At 58.7% G+C, this 19,699-nt stretch carries 18 protein-coding genes and 1 pseudogene; 9 read left to right on the top strand and 10 right to left on the bottom strand.

Annotated features, from left to right (window positions below):
* Positions 1 to 149: 149 nt before the first annotated feature.
* Complete coding sequence (locus tag IB252_RS25010; RefSeq protein ID WP_111448905.1) at positions 150 to 1,517, top strand: erythromycin esterase family protein; 1,368 nt, start codon at positions 150 to 152, stop codon at positions 1,515 to 1,517.
* A gap of 16 nt (positions 1,518 to 1,533) precedes the next feature.
* Here the strand turns inward: IB252_RS25010 and IB252_RS25005 are convergent, their stop codons facing one another.
* From IB252_RS25005 to IB252_RS24995, 3 genes are read right to left on the bottom strand one after another with little or no spacing between them, the layout of a single operon-like run.
* The gene (locus tag IB252_RS25005) at positions 1,534 to 2,190 is read right to left on the bottom strand and encodes a dienelactone hydrolase family protein (RefSeq protein WP_192410591.1); all 657 of its coding nucleotides are present in this window, start codon (positions 2,188 to 2,190) and stop codon (positions 1,534 to 1,536) included.
* Positions 2,183 to 2,890: a phosphoribosyltransferase gene (locus IB252_RS25000; RefSeq protein ID WP_192410590.1), complete on the bottom strand. Its 708-nt coding sequence runs from the start codon at positions 2,888 to 2,890 to the stop codon at positions 2,183 to 2,185. The genes IB252_RS25005 and IB252_RS25000 overlap by 8 nt, the downstream gene beginning before the upstream one ends.
* 58 nt (positions 2,891 to 2,948) lie before the next feature.
* A complete protein-coding gene (locus IB252_RS24995) occupies positions 2,949 to 3,833 on the bottom strand; it encodes a universal stress protein (RefSeq protein ID WP_192410589.1) in 885 nt (294 codons plus the stop codon).
* 426 nt (positions 3,834 to 4,259) lie between these two features.
* On the opposite strand from IB252_RS24995, the gene IB252_RS24990 reads away from it, so the two are divergent.
* On the top strand, positions 4,260 to 4,553 hold the full coding sequence (locus tag IB252_RS24990; RefSeq protein ID WP_225607572.1) for a hypothetical protein: 294 nt from the start codon (positions 4,260 to 4,262) through the stop codon (positions 4,551 to 4,553).
* Between the two features lie 21 nt (positions 4,554 to 4,574).
* On the opposite strand, the gene groL is transcribed toward IB252_RS24990, so the two are convergent.
* Complete coding sequence (gene groL / locus IB252_RS24985) at positions 4,575 to 6,191, bottom strand: chaperonin GroEL (protein WP_192410588.1); 1,617 nt, start codon at positions 6,189 to 6,191, stop codon at positions 4,575 to 4,577.
* 587 nt (positions 6,192 to 6,778) lie between these two features.
* Between groL and IB252_RS24980 the strand changes: the two genes are divergently transcribed.
* Both IB252_RS24980 and IB252_RS30230 read left to right on the top strand, forming a co-directional pair.
* Entirely contained in the window at positions 6,779 to 7,012 is a 234-nt protein-coding gene (locus IB252_RS24980; protein WP_111448910.1) for a hypothetical protein, read from the top strand.
* A 142-nt stretch (positions 7,013 to 7,154) separates the two neighbouring features.
* Positions 7,155 to 7,259 (top strand): annotated as a pseudogene (locus IB252_RS30230) (carbamate kinase); the annotation flags it as partial.
* Positions 7,260 to 7,303: 44 nt separating this feature from the next.
* Here IB252_RS30230 and IB252_RS24975 read toward each other — a convergent pair.
* The 3 genes from IB252_RS24975 to IB252_RS24965 all read right to left on the bottom strand — a co-directional run bounded on the left by IB252_RS24975 (position 7,304) and on the right by IB252_RS24965 (position 10,018).
* Positions 7,304 to 8,665, bottom strand: a complete 1,362-nt coding sequence (locus IB252_RS24975) for an MBL fold metallo-hydrolase RNA specificity domain-containing protein (RefSeq protein ID WP_225607571.1) — start codon at positions 8,663 to 8,665, stop codon at positions 7,304 to 7,306.
* Between the two features lie 99 nt (positions 8,666 to 8,764).
* Positions 8,765 to 9,685, bottom strand: coding sequence for a universal stress protein (locus tag IB252_RS24970; RefSeq protein WP_192410755.1), 921 nt, complete (start codon positions 9,683 to 9,685; stop codon positions 8,765 to 8,767).
* A gap of 78 nt (positions 9,686 to 9,763) precedes the next feature.
* Complete coding sequence (locus IB252_RS24965) at positions 9,764 to 10,018, bottom strand: Lpp/OprI family alanine-zipper lipoprotein (protein WP_192410586.1); 255 nt, start codon at positions 10,016 to 10,018, stop codon at positions 9,764 to 9,766.
* A gap of 234 nt (positions 10,019 to 10,252) precedes the next feature.
* Here IB252_RS24965 and IB252_RS24960 point away from each other — a divergent pair, with 234 nt between their 5' ends.
* The 3 genes from IB252_RS24960 to IB252_RS24950 all read left to right on the top strand — a co-directional run bounded on the left by IB252_RS24960 (position 10,253) and on the right by IB252_RS24950 (position 13,297).
* A complete protein-coding gene (locus tag IB252_RS24960) occupies positions 10,253 to 10,900 on the top strand; it encodes a BON domain-containing protein (RefSeq protein WP_192410585.1) in 648 nt (215 codons plus the stop codon).
* Between the two features lie 63 nt (positions 10,901 to 10,963).
* Positions 10,964 to 12,805 carry an ATP-dependent zinc metalloprotease FtsH gene (ftsH, locus tag IB252_RS24955; RefSeq protein WP_192410584.1) on the top strand — a complete coding sequence of 614 codons (1,842 nt, stop codon included), beginning with the start codon at positions 10,964 to 10,966 and terminating at the stop codon, positions 12,803 to 12,805.
* 66 nt (positions 12,806 to 12,871) lie between these two features.
* Entirely contained in the window at positions 12,872 to 13,297 is a 426-nt protein-coding gene (locus IB252_RS24950; protein WP_111448914.1) for a potassium channel family protein, read from the top strand.
* Positions 13,298 to 13,371: 74 nt separating this feature from the next.
* Here the strand turns inward: IB252_RS24950 and IB252_RS24945 are convergent, their stop codons facing one another.
* Positions 13,372 to 14,256, bottom strand: coding sequence for a universal stress protein (locus IB252_RS24945; protein WP_192410583.1), 885 nt, complete (start codon positions 14,254 to 14,256; stop codon positions 13,372 to 13,374).
* Positions 14,257 to 14,307: 51 nt separating this feature from the next.
* Positions 14,308 to 16,683 carry a phosphoketolase gene (locus IB252_RS24940; RefSeq protein ID WP_192410582.1) on the bottom strand — a complete coding sequence of 792 codons (2,376 nt, stop codon included), beginning with the start codon at positions 16,681 to 16,683 and terminating at the stop codon, positions 14,308 to 14,310.
* Between the two features lie 251 nt (positions 16,684 to 16,934).
* On the opposite strand from IB252_RS24940, the gene fnr reads away from it, so the two are divergent.
* Both fnr and IB252_RS24930 read left to right on the top strand, forming a co-directional pair.
* Positions 16,935 to 17,678 (top strand): fumarate/nitrate reduction transcriptional regulator Fnr, encoded by a 744-nt coding sequence (fnr, locus tag IB252_RS24935; protein ID WP_192410581.1) that lies wholly within the window; start codon positions 16,935 to 16,937, stop codon positions 17,676 to 17,678.
* A 24-nt stretch (positions 17,679 to 17,702) separates the two neighbouring features.
* Positions 17,703 to 18,686 carry a zinc-dependent alcohol dehydrogenase family protein gene (locus IB252_RS24930; RefSeq protein ID WP_192410580.1) on the top strand — a complete coding sequence of 328 codons (984 nt, stop codon included), beginning with the start codon at positions 17,703 to 17,705 and terminating at the stop codon, positions 18,684 to 18,686.
* On the opposite strand, the gene IB252_RS24925 is transcribed toward IB252_RS24930, so the two are convergent.
* Complete coding sequence (locus IB252_RS24925; protein ID WP_192410579.1) at positions 18,676 to 19,587, bottom strand: universal stress protein; 912 nt, start codon at positions 19,585 to 19,587, stop codon at positions 18,676 to 18,678. The two genes, IB252_RS24930 and IB252_RS24925, sit on opposite strands and share 11 nt — an antisense overlap.
* Between the last annotated feature and the right edge of the window lie 112 nt (positions 19,588 to 19,699).

Here is a 19,699-nt window from a genome sequence, read left to right as displayed (position 1 = left end):
TTCAAGGTGTAGGAATAATCAAACAGGTGACGAAGCGACACAAAGGTTTGCGCAAACACAATGTGTCGAGCCCCTGCCGATTGATTTCGGGCGGTTGAGCGCAAGCGCAATACCGCTGGCGGTAACCCACCCTTATGGGGATGACGGTCATGAACACACCCTCCCAAGACATGCTGGATAAACTGTATGGCTCACCTCGGCACATTGACCAGGCCGCCATCGCACCTCTTCTGCGCCAATACGCTGAGCCTCTGCCGGCGCTGGATTCATCCGCGTTTGGTGAAATGTTCGATCGCTACGCGGATGCGCGCGTGGTGATGATCGGTGAGGCCAGTCATGGCACCAGTGATTTTTATCGAACCCGGGCGGCGATTACCCAAAGGCTGATCGAGCGGCACGGGTTCAATATCGTGGCGGTTGAAGCAGACTGGCCGGACGCCGGCCACGTCGACCAGTACGTCCGGGGGTTGGCGCATTCCGCGTGGAAGCGCCACATTTTCAGCCGGTTCCCGACCTGGATGTGGCGCAACAGCGAGGTAAAGGCATTCACCCACTGGCTGCATCAGTACAATCACCAGCACGCCGCTGACCGTCGCGTTGAGTTTCGCGGCCTGGATGTCTATAGCTTGCGCAACTCCATTCATGAAGTGCTGGCCTATTTGGACCGGGTCGACCCGCCTCTGGCCCATGAAGCCCGGCGGCGCTATGGCTGCTTGACCCCGTGGCAGGATGATCCCGCGCTGTATGGCCACTTCGTCGAACGTGGCGGTGTGATGCCCTGTGAACAAGCGGTGATCGAACAGCTCAACGCCATGCTGGCCGAACAACTGGCGGGGCTCATCCAGAACGACGAGGCGTTCTTCAATGCGGCGCAAAACGCCCGCGTGGTGCAGGCGGCGGAGCAGTATTACCGGGCGATTTATCGAGGGTCGACCGCCTCGTGGAACCTGCGTGACCGGCACATGTTCGACACACTACGGGCCCTCCTTGAGCACCGGGGCCCGCAAGCCAAAGCTGTGGTCTGGGCGCACAATTCTCATATCGGCAACGCGGCCGCCACGGAAATGGGCTGGAAGGGCCAATTCAACATCGGTCAGCTGTGCCGCAGCGCCTATGGACGCGATGTCGTTCTGATCGGTATGAGCACCGACCGTGGCCAGGTGGCTGCGGCCGATGACTGGGACGGTGACATGCTGATCAAGGACATCCGGCCCTCTCGCCCGGACAGTTGGGAGCATCAGTTCCTCAAGGCGGGTGTGCCGGCGTCATTGACCGACTGGCGAGACCCAACGCGCAAAGAGCTGCGCCGGGTGTTGTCCAAACCGTTGCTGGAACGGGCCATCGGGGTGATTTACCGCCCCGAAACCGAGCGTGGCAGTCACTACTTCGAAGCAATGCTGGCCGAACAGTTCGATGCCATGATCTGGATTGAACAGACCCAACCCGTAACAGCACTGGCGCTGCCGAAAAGCCAGAAACTCGAACCGGAAGACGAAACCTATCCGTTTGGCGTGTGAGGCCGATCAAGCGTTTTCAGTCGGGGCCGTGCAGATGCTTCTCGAACCAGTCGCCAGCGAGTCTGGCGACTTCCTCAAGGGCCCCCGGTTCTTCAAAAAGATGGGTAGCGCCCGCCACGATCTCCAGATGCTGCTCACACCGCAAGGCATGACAGCTTTGGTCATTCAGTTCGAGTACCACCGGGTCCTGGGCGCCAACGATCTGCAGAGTGGGCGCCCTCACCTGCGACAATGCCGCACCCGCCAGGTCGGTACGCCCTCCTCGGCTAACCACCGCATGCACCACCTCCGGGCGCACGGCCGCCGCCAACAACGCCGCCGCCGCACCGGTGCTGGCGCCGAACAGACCGATTCGTAGCGAGTGCAATTCCACGTCGCGACCGACCCAGTCGATGACCTCCACCAGTCGCCTGGCGAGCAAGGCGATATCGAAACGTAGCTCCCGGGTGAGGTTGTCCAGGCGTTGCTCTGGCTCCGTGAGCAGGTCGAACAGCAGCGACGCCAGCCCCCTGCTGGCCAGCGACTCTGCAACATACTGATTACGCGGGCTTGTACGACCACTGCCGCTGCCATGCACGAAGACCACCAGAGCGCTGGCGTTGGTCGGCAGACGCAAATCGGCTGATAACTCAACGTCCCTCAGGTCCAGCTGTCGATATTGCGACTCAGTCATCGACGTTCCCCTGAGTCGAGGCGCTGGTGGCAGACTCTCGCTGCCAGGACCGCATCAATAAATCTATGACCTCTTCGTCTGAAGTCTGGGGAAATCTCAAGTACCAATAACCGATCGACATCATCCACTCGGGAATCAGTGGGCAGATCACCTCATTGACTTCACTGCGCAGTGCCTCCACCGTTTCCAGCGGCGCAACCGGCACGGCGACGACGATGCGAGACGGTGCTTGTATCCGCACGGCGTGGATTGCCGCCATCATCGAGGCCCCGGTTGCCAGGCCATCGTCGATCAGGATCACCACCTGATCCTTCAGTCGCACGGGAGGGCGGGTTCCGCGGTACACCTGCTCACGACGCAACAGCTCCTGTGTTTCGCGCGCGAGCACGGCATCGAACGCGGCCGGGGTAATGGGGTGCGCCCGCAAGGCGTCTTCATTAATGATTTGTATACCACCACTGGCAATGGCGCCCATGGCGAACTCCGGCTGGGACGGAACGCCCAGCTTTCGGACCAGCATCAGGTCCAGGCGCACGTCCAGGGCCTTGGCCACTTCATAGGCGACCGGAACGCCGCCACGGGGCAAGGCGAGGACGATGACATCGGGTCGATGGGCGTATTTGAGCAACGGTTCCACCAGACGTCGACCGGCTTCTGCCCGGTCCTCCAATGTGGTTTGCAATGAGGGGCTTTGACTCATGAAAAACCTCCTCAGGCAATGACGCCTGTCGTTTCGTTACAACATGGCCTTGTCCGTTCTAGACCGCCAGAACACTGCAAGGCACCTGGTACAGAATATGTTCGGTCGTGCTGCCCAGCAGCTTCTCCAGGCCGTGGTACTGGACTCTGCCCATCACGATCACATCCACCTGCTGCTCGTTGGCAAAATCGCTCAACGCCGAGACCGGGTGTCCGAGAACGAAATGCCGGCGGTCAGAGGGTACGCCGTACAGACCGGCCAGTTTGATGAACGATTGTTCCTCGGTTGTGCGCAACTCTTTGGTGATGTCTGAAAGCGCGAGACCACCCATGTCCGCCAGATACACCCCCGAAAGATCGCAGGCATACAGCAGGTGCAACTCGGCATCACACTGCAACGCCAGGTTGGTGGCTTGTTGAATGATCCGCTCATTCAGTTCGCTGTTTGCAGGCTCGGTGCCCGAAGCGTCAACCGCCGCCACGACCTTGCGTGGCAAGGCATGACCGCCGCCGCCCACCAGATAGACCGGTATCGGGCAGTGGCGCAACAAATGCCAGTCCAGCGGGGTGAAGAATGCGCGTTTGAGCGCTGATTCGTGCTGCACTTCCTTGATCAACAGGTCGGGCTGCAGTTCCTTGACGTGATCCAGGATGTCTTGCTCCATGTCATCAGCCCAAGCCACCTCGGTGGTCACCTCGATCCCTCTGCCACGCAGAAGTTTGGACTGGTCCTCCAGCCAATCGCGATGGTCCTGCAGGTAACGCGCCCGAGCCTTTTCCCGGTCGCCTTCTTCGAGCAGCGACAACAGTTTCAACGCAGGAATCAACGTCGCAATATGCAAACGTGCACCGCTGGCCTTGGCGAGCGCTGCTGCATGGTCGATTGCCGGAGAATGGCGCAGGGCCAGGTGGATGATGAGTAACAACTGTTGATACTGGCTCATGGTCTGACTCCAGGCAGAGGGCTTCAACGCCTGCCGTTGGCCTCGTAGGGCTCAGCCGTTGCGTCCACGCCGGACCAAGCACCAGCGTTGATTCAGGTTGCTCCTCTGGAAAGTGCCTGACGTTGATAAATATCAACTACCGGCGTGAGCCCCCGTAAGAGGAGCAGCCTTTCATTCCACCGTACTTGATCACTATCAATCGGAGCGGGCCTTACCTTCTCACACTGCCGAAAAGTCCGCAGATGGCGTAGAGGCGAGAGTGAACAACCTGCAAAACGAGGTCATTGCCTTTCTCTCCAGACCGTCCAGCTATGGCACGTCAAACCAGCCAGTGGAGCGTATCGAGACCCCACACTCTTCGATGGCATCGAGTTCAGTGAGCGGCTTGCCTGCATTGATGTGCTCTACGACCTGGCTTTTGTGCTGATGGACCTGCAACACCATGGCCTGAACAGGTTAGGTGCGCGTCTGTTGTCCCGTTACATCAACCACTGCGTTTGGAAGGAAGATTGCAAACCCTTGGCGTTTTTCCTTTCTTTGCGGGCTGCCACGCGCTGCTTCTCCCTCGCGGGTGCAGCGCTACGTCATGCCGATCCGGCCAAGCGATACGAAAAAAAAGAAAAAGCTGTGCAATTGATGCACCAGGCACTGAATTACCTGCACGGCGAAAACCCGCAGCTCAGTCACCTGGCGTTGATCGAGACGTCCTCGTATACGTGAGCGTTACCCCTTTCACAGCCATCACTCAGGGAACGGTGGCTGGCCAGGTGATTCCTTTTCCGGAATATCAGTCATGGTCGCCTCGGTCAGCAGCAAGATACTGGCGACTGAAACAGCATTTTCGAGGGCAATACGCACCACCTTGGTCGGATCAATGATGCCGGCTTCATACATGTCGACATAGCAATTGGCGGACGCATCGAAGCCAATGTTCCCAGGTTCCGCAAGCATCCGTGCAACCACGACGCCGGCATCCACTGCCGAATTTTCAGCGATGAGTCTGGCCGGCGCTTCCAGCGCCCGGCGAAGAATCTGCAAGCCGGTCCTGGCATCACCCTCATAGCGGGCCTCTTCGGCGGCGATAATCGGGACGGCCTTGAGCAGCGCAAGACCCCCCCCCGGAACAATGCCTTCGGCGATCGCCGCCCGGGTCGCTGAGATAGCATCATCCAGTGCATCCTTGCGCGCCTTCATTTCGGCTTCGGAAGGCGCTCCGACCCGGATCACCGCGACACCACCAGACAGCCTGGCCAGTCGTTCCTGGAGCTTTTCACGGTCGTAGTCGCTGGTGGTGCTGTCTACTTGCGCACGGATCTGCTGCAAACGCGCCTCAATGGCCTCGTGTGTACCGGCGCCCCCGATCAGCGCCGTGCTGTCTTTTTGCACCACGACTCGATGTGCACGTCCCAACTGGTTCAGTTCCACCTGTTCGAGGGTGACGCCCAGGTCGTTGGAAACCACCGTTGCCCCGGTCAGAACGGCCATGTCCTGAAGCATTTCCTTGCGCCGATCCCCAAAGCCTGGCGCCTTGATTGCCACCGCTCGCAGAACACCTCTTATCTGGTTGACGACCAGCGTGGTCAACGCCTCACCTTCGATGTCGTCTGCGATCAACACCAGCGGTTGCCCGCTTTTGGCAACGAGTTCGAGCAAGGGCAGTAAGTCTTTGAGTGCACCGATCTTATGGTCACAGAGCAACAAGTAGGCGTCATCGAGTTCGACCTGCATCTTCTCGGCATCGGTGACGAAATAGGGTGAGACATAACCCCGGTCAAACCGCATGCCTTCCATGACTTCGACCACTGTTTCGGTGGTCTTGGACTCCTCGACACTGACGACGCCTTCAACGCCGACCTTTTCCAGGGCGTCTGCCACCAGCTGACCGATGACGGCATCGTTATGCGCCGACAGCGTGGCGACCTGGGCCTTTTCCTTGGGCGTGCTGACCGGGCGCGACTGGGCGGCGAGGGATTCCACGACCAACAACAGCCCACGATCCAGGCCGCGCTTGAGGTCGATCGCACTGGCACCCGCAACGACGTTGCGGATGCCATCGGCCAGGATTGCATGGGCCAGCACCGTTGACGTACTGGTCCCGTCCCCTACCGCATCGCCTGTGCGCTCGGCCGCCTGACGCAGCATTTGCGCGCCCAGGTTTTCCTCGGGGTCGAGCAGGTCAATGCGTTTGGCGATCGTGACACCATCATTGCAAACCGTCGGATTGCCCCACTTATTCTGGATCAATACCGATTTTGATTTCGGCCCCAGCGTCACGCGCACGGCATCCGCCAACTGTGTGGCGCCACTCAGGATTTTCTCGCGAGCTGCAGCACGAAACACGATTTTAGTGTGAGCCATCAGGGTGCTCTCCTGGCCAGTTTTACAACAAGTACGTTTTCTCAGCTTCTATGAACTGGCCCGTGCGACGTTGACTTTTATCAACAAACTCACAACGCCACCGCGCCCCAAATCGCCCAAAGAATGCGCGCACCCTCGGGATGACCGACTGTCAGTTCACGTCCCGGAATTGACAACGATCAATTCGCGCAGCAAGAAACCGAGTCCAAATGACGGTGTGTGTTCAGCAGGCTGAAAGGAGAAGGGATCTGTTTTTCGGTCACGGTTTCACGGTTATAGGTGAGTTTTTTTCCCATTTGATGCGCGAGGAAAAAAGCCATGGACAAGTTTCAGCAAAGTCAAAAAAGCAAGCTGTTCAAAACATCCACTCATGATCCGTATTGCTTGCAGCGGGTTGCGGGTTGAGGGTTCAGCCATCTGCCCGCAGTGTGACGCGGTCTATCAAGCCGGGAACCGGGCTTGGAAACACCCTGAAAAACGACTGGACACGTGACGAATAGAACCGGGCGCGGTTGTCTCAATATGGAAAGTTGAGGGGGACCAGGACACCCAGCTCACCTTCTTGTGCTTCCAGAAGGAGTACGACCATGGTCATCAATGAATCAGCCATGCCGCATTCAGCCAACCTTGAATCGAGCAGCCGCAGCAGGGCGTTGTTTTTTGAAGCCGACCGTTTGAACGATCAAGCCTACGCACTGTTGAACGAGCCCGTTTCGACGCAAACCATCCATAAGTTTTCTGACGCGAAAAAACGGGCGGATGAAAAATACCGACAAGCCTGGCAGGAATGGTTGCATACCAGGGACAAGAACAACCGATGACAGCACGTGAATGCTTGTGCCACGCCCTCCCCATCATCCAGAGACAGGCGTGACGGATCTGCGATGGCGCTTCGAACGCTGACGACGGTAGAAAATACGCTTCACACATTCAGCTGACACCATGTACACCAGGCTGATCGTCAACACCGGCAAAGTGGCGGCCATCGGCTCATTGGCCGACATTGAAGGCCTCGTCAACGGCGCCGCTGGCACTCAGGTCAGTACAGCCGAGGAAGGTATCCGTTTTCACTCACCTCAAGACGGCTTCCATCCCCGCTCGCCAGGACCGGTTTACTGGGTCAGCTCAACACTGTCGCGATACTCCGGCACCGAGACCGACCACCCCAGCTCCAGGCTGATACGTCGACGCAGCACATCCGAGGCATTGGGTTCGCCGTGCACCACGTAAGTGTGTTTCGGCGGCTGCTTGAACCCGCGCAGCCATTGCATGATTTCATCGGCGTCGGCGTGCGCGGACAGGGTTTCCATCGGCACCACCTCAGCCCTGATCGGCACATCCTTGCCGTGAATGCGCACCGAAGGCGCGCCCGCGACAATTTGCGCGCCACGGGTACCGCCGGCCTGGAAACCAGGTACGAGTAACGTATTGATCGGGTTGGGGGCCAGCGCCTTGAGGTGGTGGATCACACGCCCCCCCGTGGCCATGCCGCTGGCAGCAATAATCACCGCCGGGGTGCGCTGCTGATCCAGCTTGATCGAGTCTGCGGTGGTGCGCACGAACTGCGCGATGTGACACATGCCTTCGCATTCTTCGGGGGACAAACGGTGCTCGCTGCGAAAACGCTGGTACAAACTTGTGACGTCGGTGGCCATCGGGCTGTTGAGATAGATCGGCACATCGGGAATCGCGTGTCGTTGTTTCAGCCGATACAGGTGGTACATCAACAGTTGGGCGCGCCCTACTGCGAACGACGGAACCAAGGTGATGCCATGACGCAGCGTGGTGCGGGTGATGACTTCAGCCAATTGCGCCTCCGGCGACTCGACTGGATGCTTGCGATCACCATAGGTCGATTCCACGAGCAGATAATCAGCCTGCTCGACGGTTTCTGGCGCGAACATCAATGGATCATCCGGCCGCCCCAGATCCCCTGAACAGACCAGCGTGATGCCATCGGCGATCACCTCCACCGTAGCCGCGCCCAATATATGCCCCGCGCAACGAAGCTGGATGGTCATGCCTGGGACAATTTCGACCCTGTGATGCAACTCCACGGGCCGTAACAGTTTCAGTGCCCGTTCGGCATCTTGCTCGGTATAAAGCGGCAACGCCGGGTTGTGCCGGGAGAAACCATGCCGGTTGGCGAACTCGGCGGCCTCTTCCTGCAAGCGGCCGCTGTCCAATAGCAGAATCCTCACCAGTTCACAGGTGGCGGGCGTGGCATACACCGGCCCACGGTAACCGCTACGCACCAAGACGGGCAGGTAGCCGCTGTGATCCAGATGGGCATGGGTCAGGACGATAGCGTCGAGGTTCTCAACCGGAAGCTGGAACGGGTCCCAGTTATGCAACCGCAGTTGTTTATAGCCCTGGAACAGGCCGCAATCGATCAGTACGTGTTGGTCGCGGTGTTCCAGCAGGTATTTGCTGCCGGTGACCGTGCCTGCTGCACCGAGAAATGTCATTCGCATGGCCGCCTCCTTGAACATTCATGGGAGCGCTATTGATCGCTCCTTTTGGCGCAAGAGCCGTTGATTTTTATCAACGACGGGTGCGACCGGGTCGTCGTTTCAGTCAACCCAAGGCAATGGCTTGACGATCGTCAAGCTGCACGGGGCCCTGTTCAGTACGCTCTCGGCAGTACTGCCGATCAACCTGTCGATCCCGTGGTGATAGACCGTACCCAGCACCACCATGTCGAATGCATTCTGTTGGGCGAAAAGTCCGATCACCTTGTGGGGAATGCCGGTCAGTAGATGCTGGCATTTTTTTTCAATGCCATAGCGTTCGACAAGTACCTCAAAAGCTTCCTCCTGGGCATCGTTGACTGCGTCTCTCAAACTGTCATCCAGACTCGGTGTCGGCACACTCCTCGTCGCGTCGCCCATCACCGACCAGTTGTTGACATTCAACACGTGCAAGGCGGCGTCACAGGAGGCCGCCAACGTTGAGGCGAGGTCGAGAATCCGGTCATTGAGCCCTTGGGTCAGTTCCTCCAGATGGGACAGATCGATGGTCGCGAGAATTTTCAACGGTTTGGGATTTTTGGCTTCAGTAACCAGATGCAAGGGGGCCGGACAGTTGCGCAGCAACAGCCAGTCCAGAGGACGATGGAATGCGCGATCGAGTGCCGGTACGTGCTGGGTGTCTTTGATCACCAGATCCGCATGGAAGTCATTGACGTACTCAAGGATATTCGCCGGGGTGGATTTGGCCCAGACAACCTCTGTGGTTACCGGCAACCCGATGCATCGTTGAAACCGGGCTTGTTGCTCCAGCCAGTGTCGATGCACCTGCAAGTAGCCCTCCCGTGCCTGGGCCATCGCATCGTGATCAAACAGCCCGGCCACCGCCAGCGCCTGCACATAGTCGAACGCGACGATGTGCAACAAGGCTCCAGTGGTACAGGCCAGTGCATGCGCCCGGTCAAACGCCGGGGTGCGGGTCATTTCGGTGGGGGCAATCAATAGGATACGTTTAAGTTTCAACATCATAGACCTCGTCCTTGGAACGCGTTACCTGGCGGACTGCAAACCCGACTTCCTGTCAGGAATTCGTACAATCGCTCGTTACTTGCGAGTCGCCTTATTGGTCATCCGACTGGCGCGCACCTTCTCTTCATCGGCCGTGCGTAGCGCCTGACTGGCCGTTGCCTGCGCCTGTTCCGCCTTCATGTAGGCCTCATCGGCCCTGAGCCTCGCCGTTGCGGCATTGTTTTCGGCGGCCTCCAATCGGGCGTCGAATTCCTGAGTGCGCTGATGACTGCAACCGGCAGTCGCTGCCAACAGAACGCTCAGCAATACAAAGGGCAAGCGCTTATTCATGACTTTTTCCTCTTGGTCTATCTCAACTGGAAAAGCTTCAGATCGTTGCCCCAAGTATCTGACTCCATCACCTGCACACTCTGATTTTTGTCAACTAATGGCCCGCTGGCGATTAATGAGGAACTCACTGAAGCCTTGTTGATTTAGCTCAATGTCTTGGCGCCGTTCGGGCGTAAAAAAAACCAACCGGGCGCGTGCGACCCATCAATTGCGCATCAAACAGAGGACACCGTCATGAGCGACTTGAGTCTGCGTAAGACCATTTTGGAAGAGCTTGAATTCAAGCCTGAAATCGACGCTGCCCACATTGGCGTTGCCGTGGACAATGGCGTTGTCACCCTCTCCGGTCACGTCAACAGCTATGCACAGAAAGTCAGTGCAGAGCGCGCGGTAAAAGGCATCAAAGGGGTGCGCGCTGTGGCCGAAGAAATCCAGGTCAGGCTGGAGAAAGGGGCCGGCACAGCGGACGACACCATCGCGAGCCGCGCCTTGAACATCATCAAATGGAGTGCCGACGTTCCCGACGGTGAGATTAAAGTTATCGTGCAGAACGGGCGGATCACCCTTGAAGGCGAAGTGGACTGGCAGTACCAGAAAGAAGCCGCCGAGCGCGCTGTGCGCAAGTTGTCCGGCGTCGTCGGTGTGGACAATCGACTCACCCTCGTCCCCCGAGTGGATGTGGTCGATATCCAGCATCGCATTGAAGAAGCCCTCAAGCGCAACGCCGAAGTCGACGCCAAGGAGATTCACGTCAGGGTCGATGGGGATGTGGTGAGGCTGGAAGGCAAAGTTCATTTGTGGCGCGAGCGCCGAATAGCGGAACGGGCGGCCTGGTCGGTGCCCGGGGTGAGGGAGGTGGAGGACCGTTTGCTGCTTGCTTGAGCCGATCACCCGGGAACCTGCGATCTGCCTGTTCGACCCATGCCTCCTTTCTGAGCGAAGGTCATGAAAAAAAATCACCAATGGAACCTGTCTTACTTCGCGATCGCGTTTGTCGTACTCACCCTCGTTCAATTTCTGTTTATTGATCGTCGTGTCGTGCAGAGCATTCCATACAGTCAGTTTCTGCAATTGCTGAACGAGCAAAAGGTCAGCGATTTACGGGTCGAGAAGGATCAGATCAGCGGCAAACTGCAGGAACCCATTGACGGGCACAACCTGTTCTCCACCGTGCGGGTCGATCCGGCGCTGGCGACGGATCTCGCGCAATCGGGTGTCGGCTTTACCGGGGTTAACGAAAATACCTTTTTGAATGGACTGCTGGGCTGGCTGCTGCCGTTTTTCCTGATCATGGTGATCTGGCATTTTCTGTTTCGCGCCATGGCGGAAAAACAAGGCATAGGCGGGTTGATGAACATCGGCAAGTCTCGGGCCAAGGTGTTCGTCCAGCGCGATACCGGGGTGACCTTCGCCGATGTCGCGGGTATCGATGAAGCCAAGGCCGAATTGGTAGAAATCGTCTCTTTTCTCAAGGACAAGGCCAAATACGCACGCTTGGGGGCGCACATTCCCAAGGGCACGTTGTTGGTCGGTCCGCCGGGAACCGGCAAAACCCTGGTGGCCAAAGCCATCGCGGGTGAAGCCGGTGTGCCGTTTTTCTCGATCTCTGGATCGGAATTTGTCGAAATGTTCGTTGGCGTGGGTGCCGCCCGTGTGCACGACTTGTTCGAGCAAGCGCGGCAGGCGGCGCCCTGCATCATCTTCATCGACGAACTGGATGCGCTGGGCAAAATGCGAGGCGTTGGCACATTTGGCGGCAATGACGAAAAGGAGCAAACCCTCAACCAGTTACTGGCAGAACTGGACGGATTCGATCCCCGTGAGGGCGTTGTATTACTGGCCGCGACCAATCGGCCAGAGATCCTGGACCCGGCGCTGCTGCGAGCCGGCCGGATCGACCGTCAGGTGCTGATTGATCGCCCGGACCGTAAAGGCCGGCAAGCGATCCTCAAGGTCCATCTTCAAAAAATCACTGTGGAGCCGGGGCTGGATGGCGAGCGTATTGCCGACATCACCACGGGCTTCACGGGCGCTGATCTGGCAAACCTGGTCAACGAAGCGGCAATCGTGGCCACTCGTCGTGGCGCCGAAGCGGTCAGCCTGAATGACTTCACGGCGGCAGTGGAACGTATCGTCGCGGGGGTTGAACGCAAGAGCAGCGTGCTACATCCCGACGAGCGCCAGGTAGTGGCGTATCACGAAATGGGGCATGCCCTGGCCGCCAGTAGCCTGCCCGCCATGGACCCCGTCCATAAAGTCTCAATTGTGCCCCGCTCCATTGGCTCTCTGGGCTATACGCTGCAGCGACCGACCGAAGATCACTTCCTCATCAGTTGCCAAATGCTCAAGGACCGGATCGTGGTGCTGATGGCCGGACGCGCCGCCGAATACCTTGCTTATGGCCAGATTTCTACCGGGGCTGCCGATGACCTGGCCCGCGCCACTGATATCGCCCGACAATTGATCACCCGGTTTGGCATGAGTACCGAACTCGGACAGTCGGTGCTGGAGCGGCAAAGCGCGACTTATCTGGGCGAACGTATGCAGGGCGTTGGCGAGAAAGACTATTCGGAACAAACGGCCAGGGAAGTTGACCTGGGTATTCGTGCCCTGCTCGATGAAGCCTTTGGGCGGGCAAAGGCCCTGCTCGCCAGTCGCCGTGGAGATCTGGACGCTGGTGCACACCTGTTGGTGGAGAAAGAAACCCTGACGCCCGAAGAGTTTCCACCGCTCATGCCGATCAAACCCGCCCCGCTATCCACCCCACTGACCGTGACGCCACCCTGAGGAGCGTGTCCTGTTGTCACCCCTTAGTGCGGAACACCGCGCATCCGCTACCGCCGGAGGTTCGCCATGCTGGCAGTCACCTTGATCAACACACTGGTGGTCATCATCGCCGTGGTGATCCACTACGAATGCCTGTTACGTCTGAACGATTGGCTGCCGCGGCTCAAGCTTTGGAGCCGTTTCAGGATTGTCGTCGGGGTGTTCGGCGCCCTGCTGGCCCACGCGTTAGAAGTCTGGTGCTTCGCGCTGGTCTATTACCTGATGGTGCGCTCCGGCGAATGGGGCGGCCTGACCGGCAACTTCGATGGTTCGCTGCTGGACTGCGTCTATTTTTCCTTCACGACCTACACGACGATCGGTTTCGGCGATATTTCACCCGTGGGTAATCTCAAGTACCTGACCGGCCTGGAAGCGCTGACTGGTCTAGTGCTCATAACCTGGACGGCCTCGTTTCTATTTCTCGAAATGCAGAAATACTGGAAGAGCAAATAGCACGCGCAGGCATCGGACGCTCTCTGCCAGATCCGCCTGGCGGTCTGGCATAAACGGCCTGAGTCTCTTCAGACTCAGACCGCCAGGACGCTGCAAGGCACCTGATACAAAATATGCTCGGTTGTGCTGCCCAGAAGCTTGTCCACTCCATGGGACTGGACTTTGCCCATCACAATCACATCCACTTGATGATCGTGGGCGAACTCGCTCAGCGCCGTGACGGGGTTTCCTAAAATGAAATGTCGATGATCAGAGGCCACACCATACCGGCCGGCCAACTTGAGGAAAGACTTCTCCAGGTCTCGGCGTAGCGCTTTGGTGAGGTCAGCCAGCGTCAGCCCTCCCATGTCCGCCAGAAAGGCGGCGGAAATGTCGCAGGCGTACAGCAAATGCAACTCGGCATTACATTGCATGGCCAAAGCGGTAGCTTGCTGGATAATCCGCTCGTTCAACTCGTTGTCTGGCCCTTCGGTGTCCGACACTTCGACCGCCGCCACAATTTTACGCGGCAACACGAAGCCGCTTCCGCTCACCAGATAAACCGGTACCGGACAGTGGCGCAACAAATGCCAATCCAGAGGCGTGAAAAAGGCGCGCTTGAGCGCTGATTCATGCTGAACTTCCTTGATCAAAAGATCGGGTTGCATTTCCAAGACGTGATCAAGAATGTCCTGCCGCAGGTCATCAGCCCAATCCACCTCTGCGGTCACGTCCAGCCCCCTGCCACGCAGATTAGTTGTCTGAGCGTTCAGCCAATCGCGATGGTCCTGCAGGTAACGCTCCCGAGCCTTTTCCCGTTCGCCCTGTTCGAGCAGCGACAACATTTTCAACGAAGGAATCCAGGCAGCAATGTGCAAACTCGCGCCGCTGGCCTTGGCCAGAGCGGCAGCATGGTTGATTGCCTGGGAATGGCGCAGGGCCGGGTTGATGATCAGTAACAACCGCTGATACTGGCTCATGATCTGTCTCCAGTCAGGTGGGTATTCGGCGCCGCGCGGCCCTGTCGGACCTCAGCGACCCGCCACTGGCGTCCATTGCCAGTTCAGTACTTCGGGCATGTCCTGCCCGTGCTCAATGAGGTAAAGCTTGTGTTTCTCCATGGTCGACCAATAGCGCGACCGTGCGGTTTGCAGCTGATCGTGCAACCGGGGCACGCGCTCGATGACGTCCAGCGCCAATTGATAGCGATCCAGGTTGTTGATCACCGCCATGTCGAACGGTGTTGTGGTCGCGCCCTCCTCCTTGAAGCCACGGACGTGGAAATTCTCGTGATTGTTGCGTTTGTACAACAGTCGGTGGATCAGTGCAGGGTAGCCATGGAAGGCGAAGATCACCGGTTTGTCGACGGTAAACAATTCATCGAACGCACTGTCCGGTAAGCCATGGGGATGCTGGTAAGAGGGCTGCAGCACCATCAAGTCCATGACATTGACCACCCTCACCCGCAGATCCGGCACGTACTCACGCAACAGGGTCACGGCGGCCAGGGTTTCCAGGGTCGGGACGTCACCGGCGCAGGCCATGACCACGTCCGGGTCTTGATCATCCTGGCACGCCCAGTCCCATCGACCGATGCCCGTCTGGCAATGACCGATGGCGGCATCGATATCCAGCCACTGCCATTCCGGTTGCTTGCCGGCGACGATGACATTGATGTAGTTGCGGCTGCGCAAGCAGTGATCGGCGACCGATAGCAGGCAATTGGCATCGGGCGGCAGGTAGATCCGCACCACGTCCGACTTTTTATTCGCCACCAGATCGATGAACCCCGGGTCCTGGTGGGAGAAACCGTTATGGTCCTGGCGCCAGACATGGGACGTCAGCAAATAATTGAGCGAAGCCACGGGTTTTCGCCACGGCACCTCGGCAGCGGTTTTCAGCCATTTGGCATGCTGATTGACCATCGAATCGACGATATGAATGAACGCCTCGTAACAGGACAGCAAACCATGGCGGCCTGTCAGCAAATAGCCTTCGAGCCAACCCTCGCACACCTGTTCACTGAGGATTTCCATCACTCGGCCATCGGCTGCCAGGTTGAGATCATCGGGCTCCAGCGGTTCCATCCATGCCTTGGCACTGACCTCATAGACTGCATCCAGTCGGTTTGAAGCGGTTTCATCCGGGCCGAACAGACGAAAGTTGCTGGCACCCAGACTGTTTTTCATCACGTCGCGCAAAAACGTACCCAACACCCGTGTGGCCTCGGCGCGCAGGCTGCCAGGCACCTCGAGTTTCACCGCATAGTCGGCAAATCGCGGCAGGCCCAGCGGCTGCAATAACAACCCTCCGTTAGCGTGGGGATTGGCGCTCATGCGCCGGTGCCCGGTGGGGGCCAACGCGGCGATCTCTGGCAGCAAGGCGCCATTGGCATCAAACAGTTCGTCGGGACGATAGCTTTTGAGCCATTCCTCCAATTGCCGCAGATGAATCGGCTGCTGGAAATCGGCCAGCGGCACTTGATGCGCGCGCCAGGTGCCTTCGACGCGATGGCCATCGACGAATTTCGGGCCGGTCCAGCCTTTGGGCGTGCGCAATATCAGCATTGGCCAAAGCGGACGTTCTGGCGCTCCGGACTGCCGAGACTGGCGCGCTTCGCGCTGAATCTCGCGGATTTTCAGCACCATCGTATCCAGAGTCCGGGCCAGGGCCTGGTGCACCTGCGCCGGATCATCGCCTTCAACAAAATACGGATCGTAACCATAGCCATACATCAGCGCTGACAGTTCATCCTCACTGATTCTGGACAGCACCGTGGGGTTGGCGATTTTGTAGCCGTTGAGGTGCAGTATCGGCAATACCGCCCCGTCACGCACCGGGTTGAGGAATTTGTTGGAATGCCAACTGGCGGCCAGCGTACCGGTTTCGGCCTCGCCATCACCGATCACGCAGGCGACGATCAGGTCAGGGTTATCAAACGCGGCCCCGTAGGCATGGGCCAGGCTATAGCCCAGTTCGCCGCCTTCATGGATCGAGCCCGGAATCTGCGCCGAGACATGGCTGGAGATCCCGTATGGCCAGGAAAACTGCCGAAACAGGCGAACCAGACCGTTGGTGTTGCGTTCCACCGATGGACAAAATTCGGTATAGGTGCCTTCCAGGTAGGTCTGCGCGACAACCGCTGGCCCACCATGACCGGGACCGGCGACGAAGAGCATGTTCAAGTCGTACTGGTTGATCAGTCGATTGAGGTGCGTGTAGATCAGGTTAAGCCCCGGCGTCGTGCCCCAATGACCCAGCAACCGCGGTTTGATGTGCGCCAGGGTTAGCGGTTGCTTCAGCAGCGGGTTGTCCTTGAGGTAAATCTGCCCGACGGCCAGATAATTGGAGGCCCGCCAATAGGCATCCAGCCCTTCCAGTTGCTCATCACTCAGAAAATCGCTCATGAAGTTCTCCCCAACGGTCCGACCTACCGATAGTCATTCGTGGATTCTGGGAGTCTGAAACGCTCAAGACTTGATTTACATCAAGTCTCACCGCCGCCGATCAAGTTGAATGGCGTGGGACGCTATGAACATCGACCCACAGGATGCGGGTTTTCCCCGTTCGTCGATTACCCCGGCAAACGCCCGAATGAGGTGCGCGCCCCAAAGCCCCCCATCTATGCTTAGAACATCCCTAGATGGCGTCCCCTCTCATGCCTGAAACTCGCCCACTTCAAGTTCATTACCTCAAGGCCGCGTGCTCCAACTGCAGCGTGTTGGAGTTGTGCCTGCCGATTGGCTTGAGCGGCGCGGAAGTCGAGCGACTGGATACGCTGATCGTGCAGCGCTTCAAGGTTAAAAAGGGGGCCGCGTTGTACCGCACAGGTGATCCATTGCGCTCGCTGTACGCCGTGCGTATCGGCTCGTTCAAAACCAGTGTGCTCTCGGTGGATGGTCGTGAACAGGTCACGGGTTTTCACATACCCGGCGAGATGCTCGGTCTGGACGCCATCAGCGCCGATGAGCATGCCTGCAATGCGTTTGCCCTTGAGGACAGCGAAGTCTGCCCCATCCACTTTGCGCAACTGGAGAAACTCGCGCAAAGCCTGCCGTCGCTGCAACACAACCTTAACAGGCTCCTGAGCCGTGAAATCGTGCGTGATCACAGCATGTTGATGCTCATGGGCAATATGAACTCGGATGAGCGGCTGGCGGCTTTTCTGCTGAACCTGTCGCAACGTTTCAGTATCCGTGGCTATTCCTCCAAGGAATTCGTGCTGAAAATGCGTCGTGAAGAAATCGGCTCCTACCTGGGGCTGCGACTGGAAACCATCTGCCGTGGTATTGCGCACCTGCGGGATCAGGGACTGGTAGAAATATCGGGCCGAGACGTCAAAATCCAGAACATGGAAGGGCTCAAGCAACTGGTCGCGGGCTGTCATCGCTCCCCACGCTGACACCCGCACGTCTGGAGAATCCTCATGCGTGCCATGGTTCTGCATATTCCCGGCCAGCCGTTGCAACGGGAAGAGCGCCCCATCCCGACACCCGGCCCATACCAACTGCTAATCAAAGTCCTGGCTTGCGGCGTGTGCCGCACCGACCTGCACCTGGTGGACGGTGAATTACCACAAGCGGTACTGCCGCGGGTGCCGGGACATGAAATCATCGGTGAAGTCACCGCAGTGGGCGCCGAAGTTACACCCGACTGGATCGGCCAGCGGGTGGGCGTTCCCTGGCTTGGCTGGACCTGCGGCCAGTGCCTGTTCTGCCGCTCGGGCCGGGAGAATCTGTGTGATCAAGCGCAGTTCACCGGTTGTCATCTGGACGGTGGTTACGCCGAATACACCGTTGCCGACAGGCGTTTCTGTTTCCCTATTCCCGAGGTGCTCTCGGACATTCAAGCGGCACCGCTGCTGTGTGCCGGGCTGATCGGCTTTCGGGCCCTGCAAATGGCCAAAGGCGCACGCCACCTGGGCCTTTATGGTTTCGGGGCAGCGGCACATTTGGCCATTCAGGTGGCGCGCGGTCGAGGGCAGCAGGTGTATGCCTTCACCCGACCGGATGACAACGAAGGTCAGGCCTATGCCCGATCACTGGGCGCCCAATGGGCCGGCCCTTCGGATCAGCCTCCGCCACACCTGCTCGATGCCAGCCTGATTTTCGCCCCCGTAGGCGCGCTGGTGCCGGCGGCGCTGGCCGTCACAGTCAAGGGCGGCTGTGTGATTTGCGCCGGTATTCATATGAGCGATATCCCCGCTTTTCCTTACCGCCTGCTGTGGGGCGAGCGCAGCGTCCGTTCGGTGGCCAACCTGACCCGCGAAGACGGCACGAGGTTTTTTGAAGAGTTGCAGCGCACTCCCGTGCACTGCGACATCACCCGTTTTGCTCTGGACGACGCCAATCAGGCACTGGCGTACTTGAGGGCAGGTCGGTTCAATGGCGCGATCGTGCTCACTCCCTGATGCGCGACCTGACCGCCAGAATACTGCCCGGCACCGAATACAGCGCCCGTTCGGTATTGCTGCCGATCAAGCGGTCGATCCCCACCCGGTGCACCGTGCCCATCACCACCACATCGGCCAGGTATTGCTCGACAAACTCACTGATCACCGGCACCGGCAGGCCCATGACGAAATGCCGACGCTCCGGTGGAACGCCGTAACGATCGGCCAGGGTGACGAAGGCCAGATGCAGGGATTCACGCAGCTCCTCAACGTAGTCCACGCTCCAGCCACCGCCGACCAGCGGCGCATCGCCATTGAAGGCTGGCGACAAGTCATAGGCGTAAAGCAGGTGCAGCGGCGCGTCGCATTGCAAGGCCAGTGCGTTGGCGGTCTGAATGATCGTGTCGTTCAGGCCACTGATCTGGGTTGAGGGGTCGAACGGGTCCACCGCGGCGACGACCCGGTGCGGCAAACCGTAACGGGCCTGATTGACCAGGTGCACGGGGATCGGGCATTCGCGCAGCAAGTGGCAATCGAGCGGAGTGATGAACACCCGCTTGAGCGCTGGCTCCAGGGTGACATCCTTGATCAGCAGGTCGGGCTTGAGGTCTTCGACCGCGTTCAATATATCCAGCAGCGGATGGGTCGTGAACACGACTTTGACCGTCACCTCCAGCCCCAGGCCACTGAGTCGCTCGAGCTCTTCGGCCTCCCAGCGGCGATAGCGGCGCAGATAGCGCTGATACCCTGCGTCGTCGATTTTCTCTTCCCACACATGCACGATCGGCGCGGGTTCGACAAAAGCACGCACCTCCAGCACGGCGCCACTCGCCTTGGCCAGCGCGACGGCACGCAGCATGGCTGGGGACTGATGCAGGGTTTGGTCGGCGATCAGCAACAAACGTTGATATTGACCCATCACACACCTCAGCTCGACACCGGTCATTAAGCGCCGGAGGTTCCAAGATGCGCTCGTTGCCCCCTCCCCCAGGTTGATTTACATCAAACACGCGTAAATGAATGCCACGTTA

This window comes from Pseudomonas sp. PDM10 (genome assembly GCF_014852295.1).
Taxonomy (GTDB): domain Bacteria; phylum Pseudomonadota; class Gammaproteobacteria; order Pseudomonadales; family Pseudomonadaceae; genus Aquipseudomonas.
The sequence above is the reverse complement of the archived record's forward strand: the minus strand, read 5'-3'. Positions and strand labels throughout refer to the sequence as shown.

Excerpts from the sequence above, each read along its gene's own strand:
- IB252_RS25010 (WP_111448905.1), top strand. The coding sequence starts at position 150 with ATGAACACACCCTCCCAAGACATGCTGGATAAACTGTATGGCTCACCT.
- IB252_RS25005 (WP_192410591.1), bottom strand. The coding sequence starts at position 2,190 with ATGACTGAGTCGCAATATCGACAGCTGGACCTGAGGGACGTTGAGTTA.
- IB252_RS25000 (WP_192410590.1), bottom strand. The coding sequence starts at position 2,890 with ATGAGTCAAAGCCCCTCATTGCAAACCACATTGGAGGACCGGGCAGAA.
- IB252_RS24995 (WP_192410589.1), bottom strand. The coding sequence starts at position 3,833 with ATGAGCCAGTATCAACAGTTGTTACTCATCATCCACCTGGCCCTGCGC.
- IB252_RS24990 (WP_225607572.1), top strand. The coding sequence starts at position 4,260 with ATGGACCTGCAACACCATGGCCTGAACAGGTTAGGTGCGCGTCTGTTG.
- groL (WP_192410588.1), bottom strand. The coding sequence starts at position 6,191 with ATGGCTCACACTAAAATCGTGTTTCGTGCTGCAGCTCGCGAGAAAATC.
- IB252_RS24980 (WP_111448910.1), top strand. The coding sequence starts at position 6,779 with ATGGTCATCAATGAATCAGCCATGCCGCATTCAGCCAACCTTGAATCG.
- IB252_RS24975 (WP_225607571.1), bottom strand. The coding sequence starts at position 8,665 with ATGCGAATGACATTTCTCGGTGCAGCAGGCACGGTCACCGGCAGCAAA.
- IB252_RS24970 (WP_192410755.1), bottom strand. The coding sequence starts at position 9,685 with ATGTTGAAACTTAAACGTATCCTATTGATTGCCCCCACCGAAATGACC.
- IB252_RS24965 (WP_192410586.1), bottom strand. The coding sequence starts at position 10,018 with ATGAATAAGCGCTTGCCCTTTGTATTGCTGAGCGTTCTGTTGGCAGCG.
- IB252_RS24960 (WP_192410585.1), top strand. The coding sequence starts at position 10,253 with ATGAGCGACTTGAGTCTGCGTAAGACCATTTTGGAAGAGCTTGAATTC.
- ftsH (WP_192410584.1), top strand. The coding sequence starts at position 10,964 with ATGAAAAAAAATCACCAATGGAACCTGTCTTACTTCGCGATCGCGTTT.
- IB252_RS24950 (WP_111448914.1), top strand. The coding sequence starts at position 12,872 with ATGCTGGCAGTCACCTTGATCAACACACTGGTGGTCATCATCGCCGTG.
- IB252_RS24945 (WP_192410583.1), bottom strand. The coding sequence starts at position 14,256 with ATGAGCCAGTATCAGCGGTTGTTACTGATCATCAACCCGGCCCTGCGC.
- IB252_RS24940 (WP_192410582.1), bottom strand. The coding sequence starts at position 16,683 with ATGAGCGATTTTCTGAGTGATGAGCAACTGGAAGGGCTGGATGCCTAT.
- fnr (WP_192410581.1), top strand. The coding sequence starts at position 16,935 with ATGCCTGAAACTCGCCCACTTCAAGTTCATTACCTCAAGGCCGCGTGC.
- IB252_RS24930 (WP_192410580.1), top strand. The coding sequence starts at position 17,703 with ATGCGTGCCATGGTTCTGCATATTCCCGGCCAGCCGTTGCAACGGGAA.
- IB252_RS24925 (WP_192410579.1), bottom strand. The coding sequence starts at position 19,587 with ATGGGTCAATATCAACGTTTGTTGCTGATCGCCGACCAAACCCTGCAT.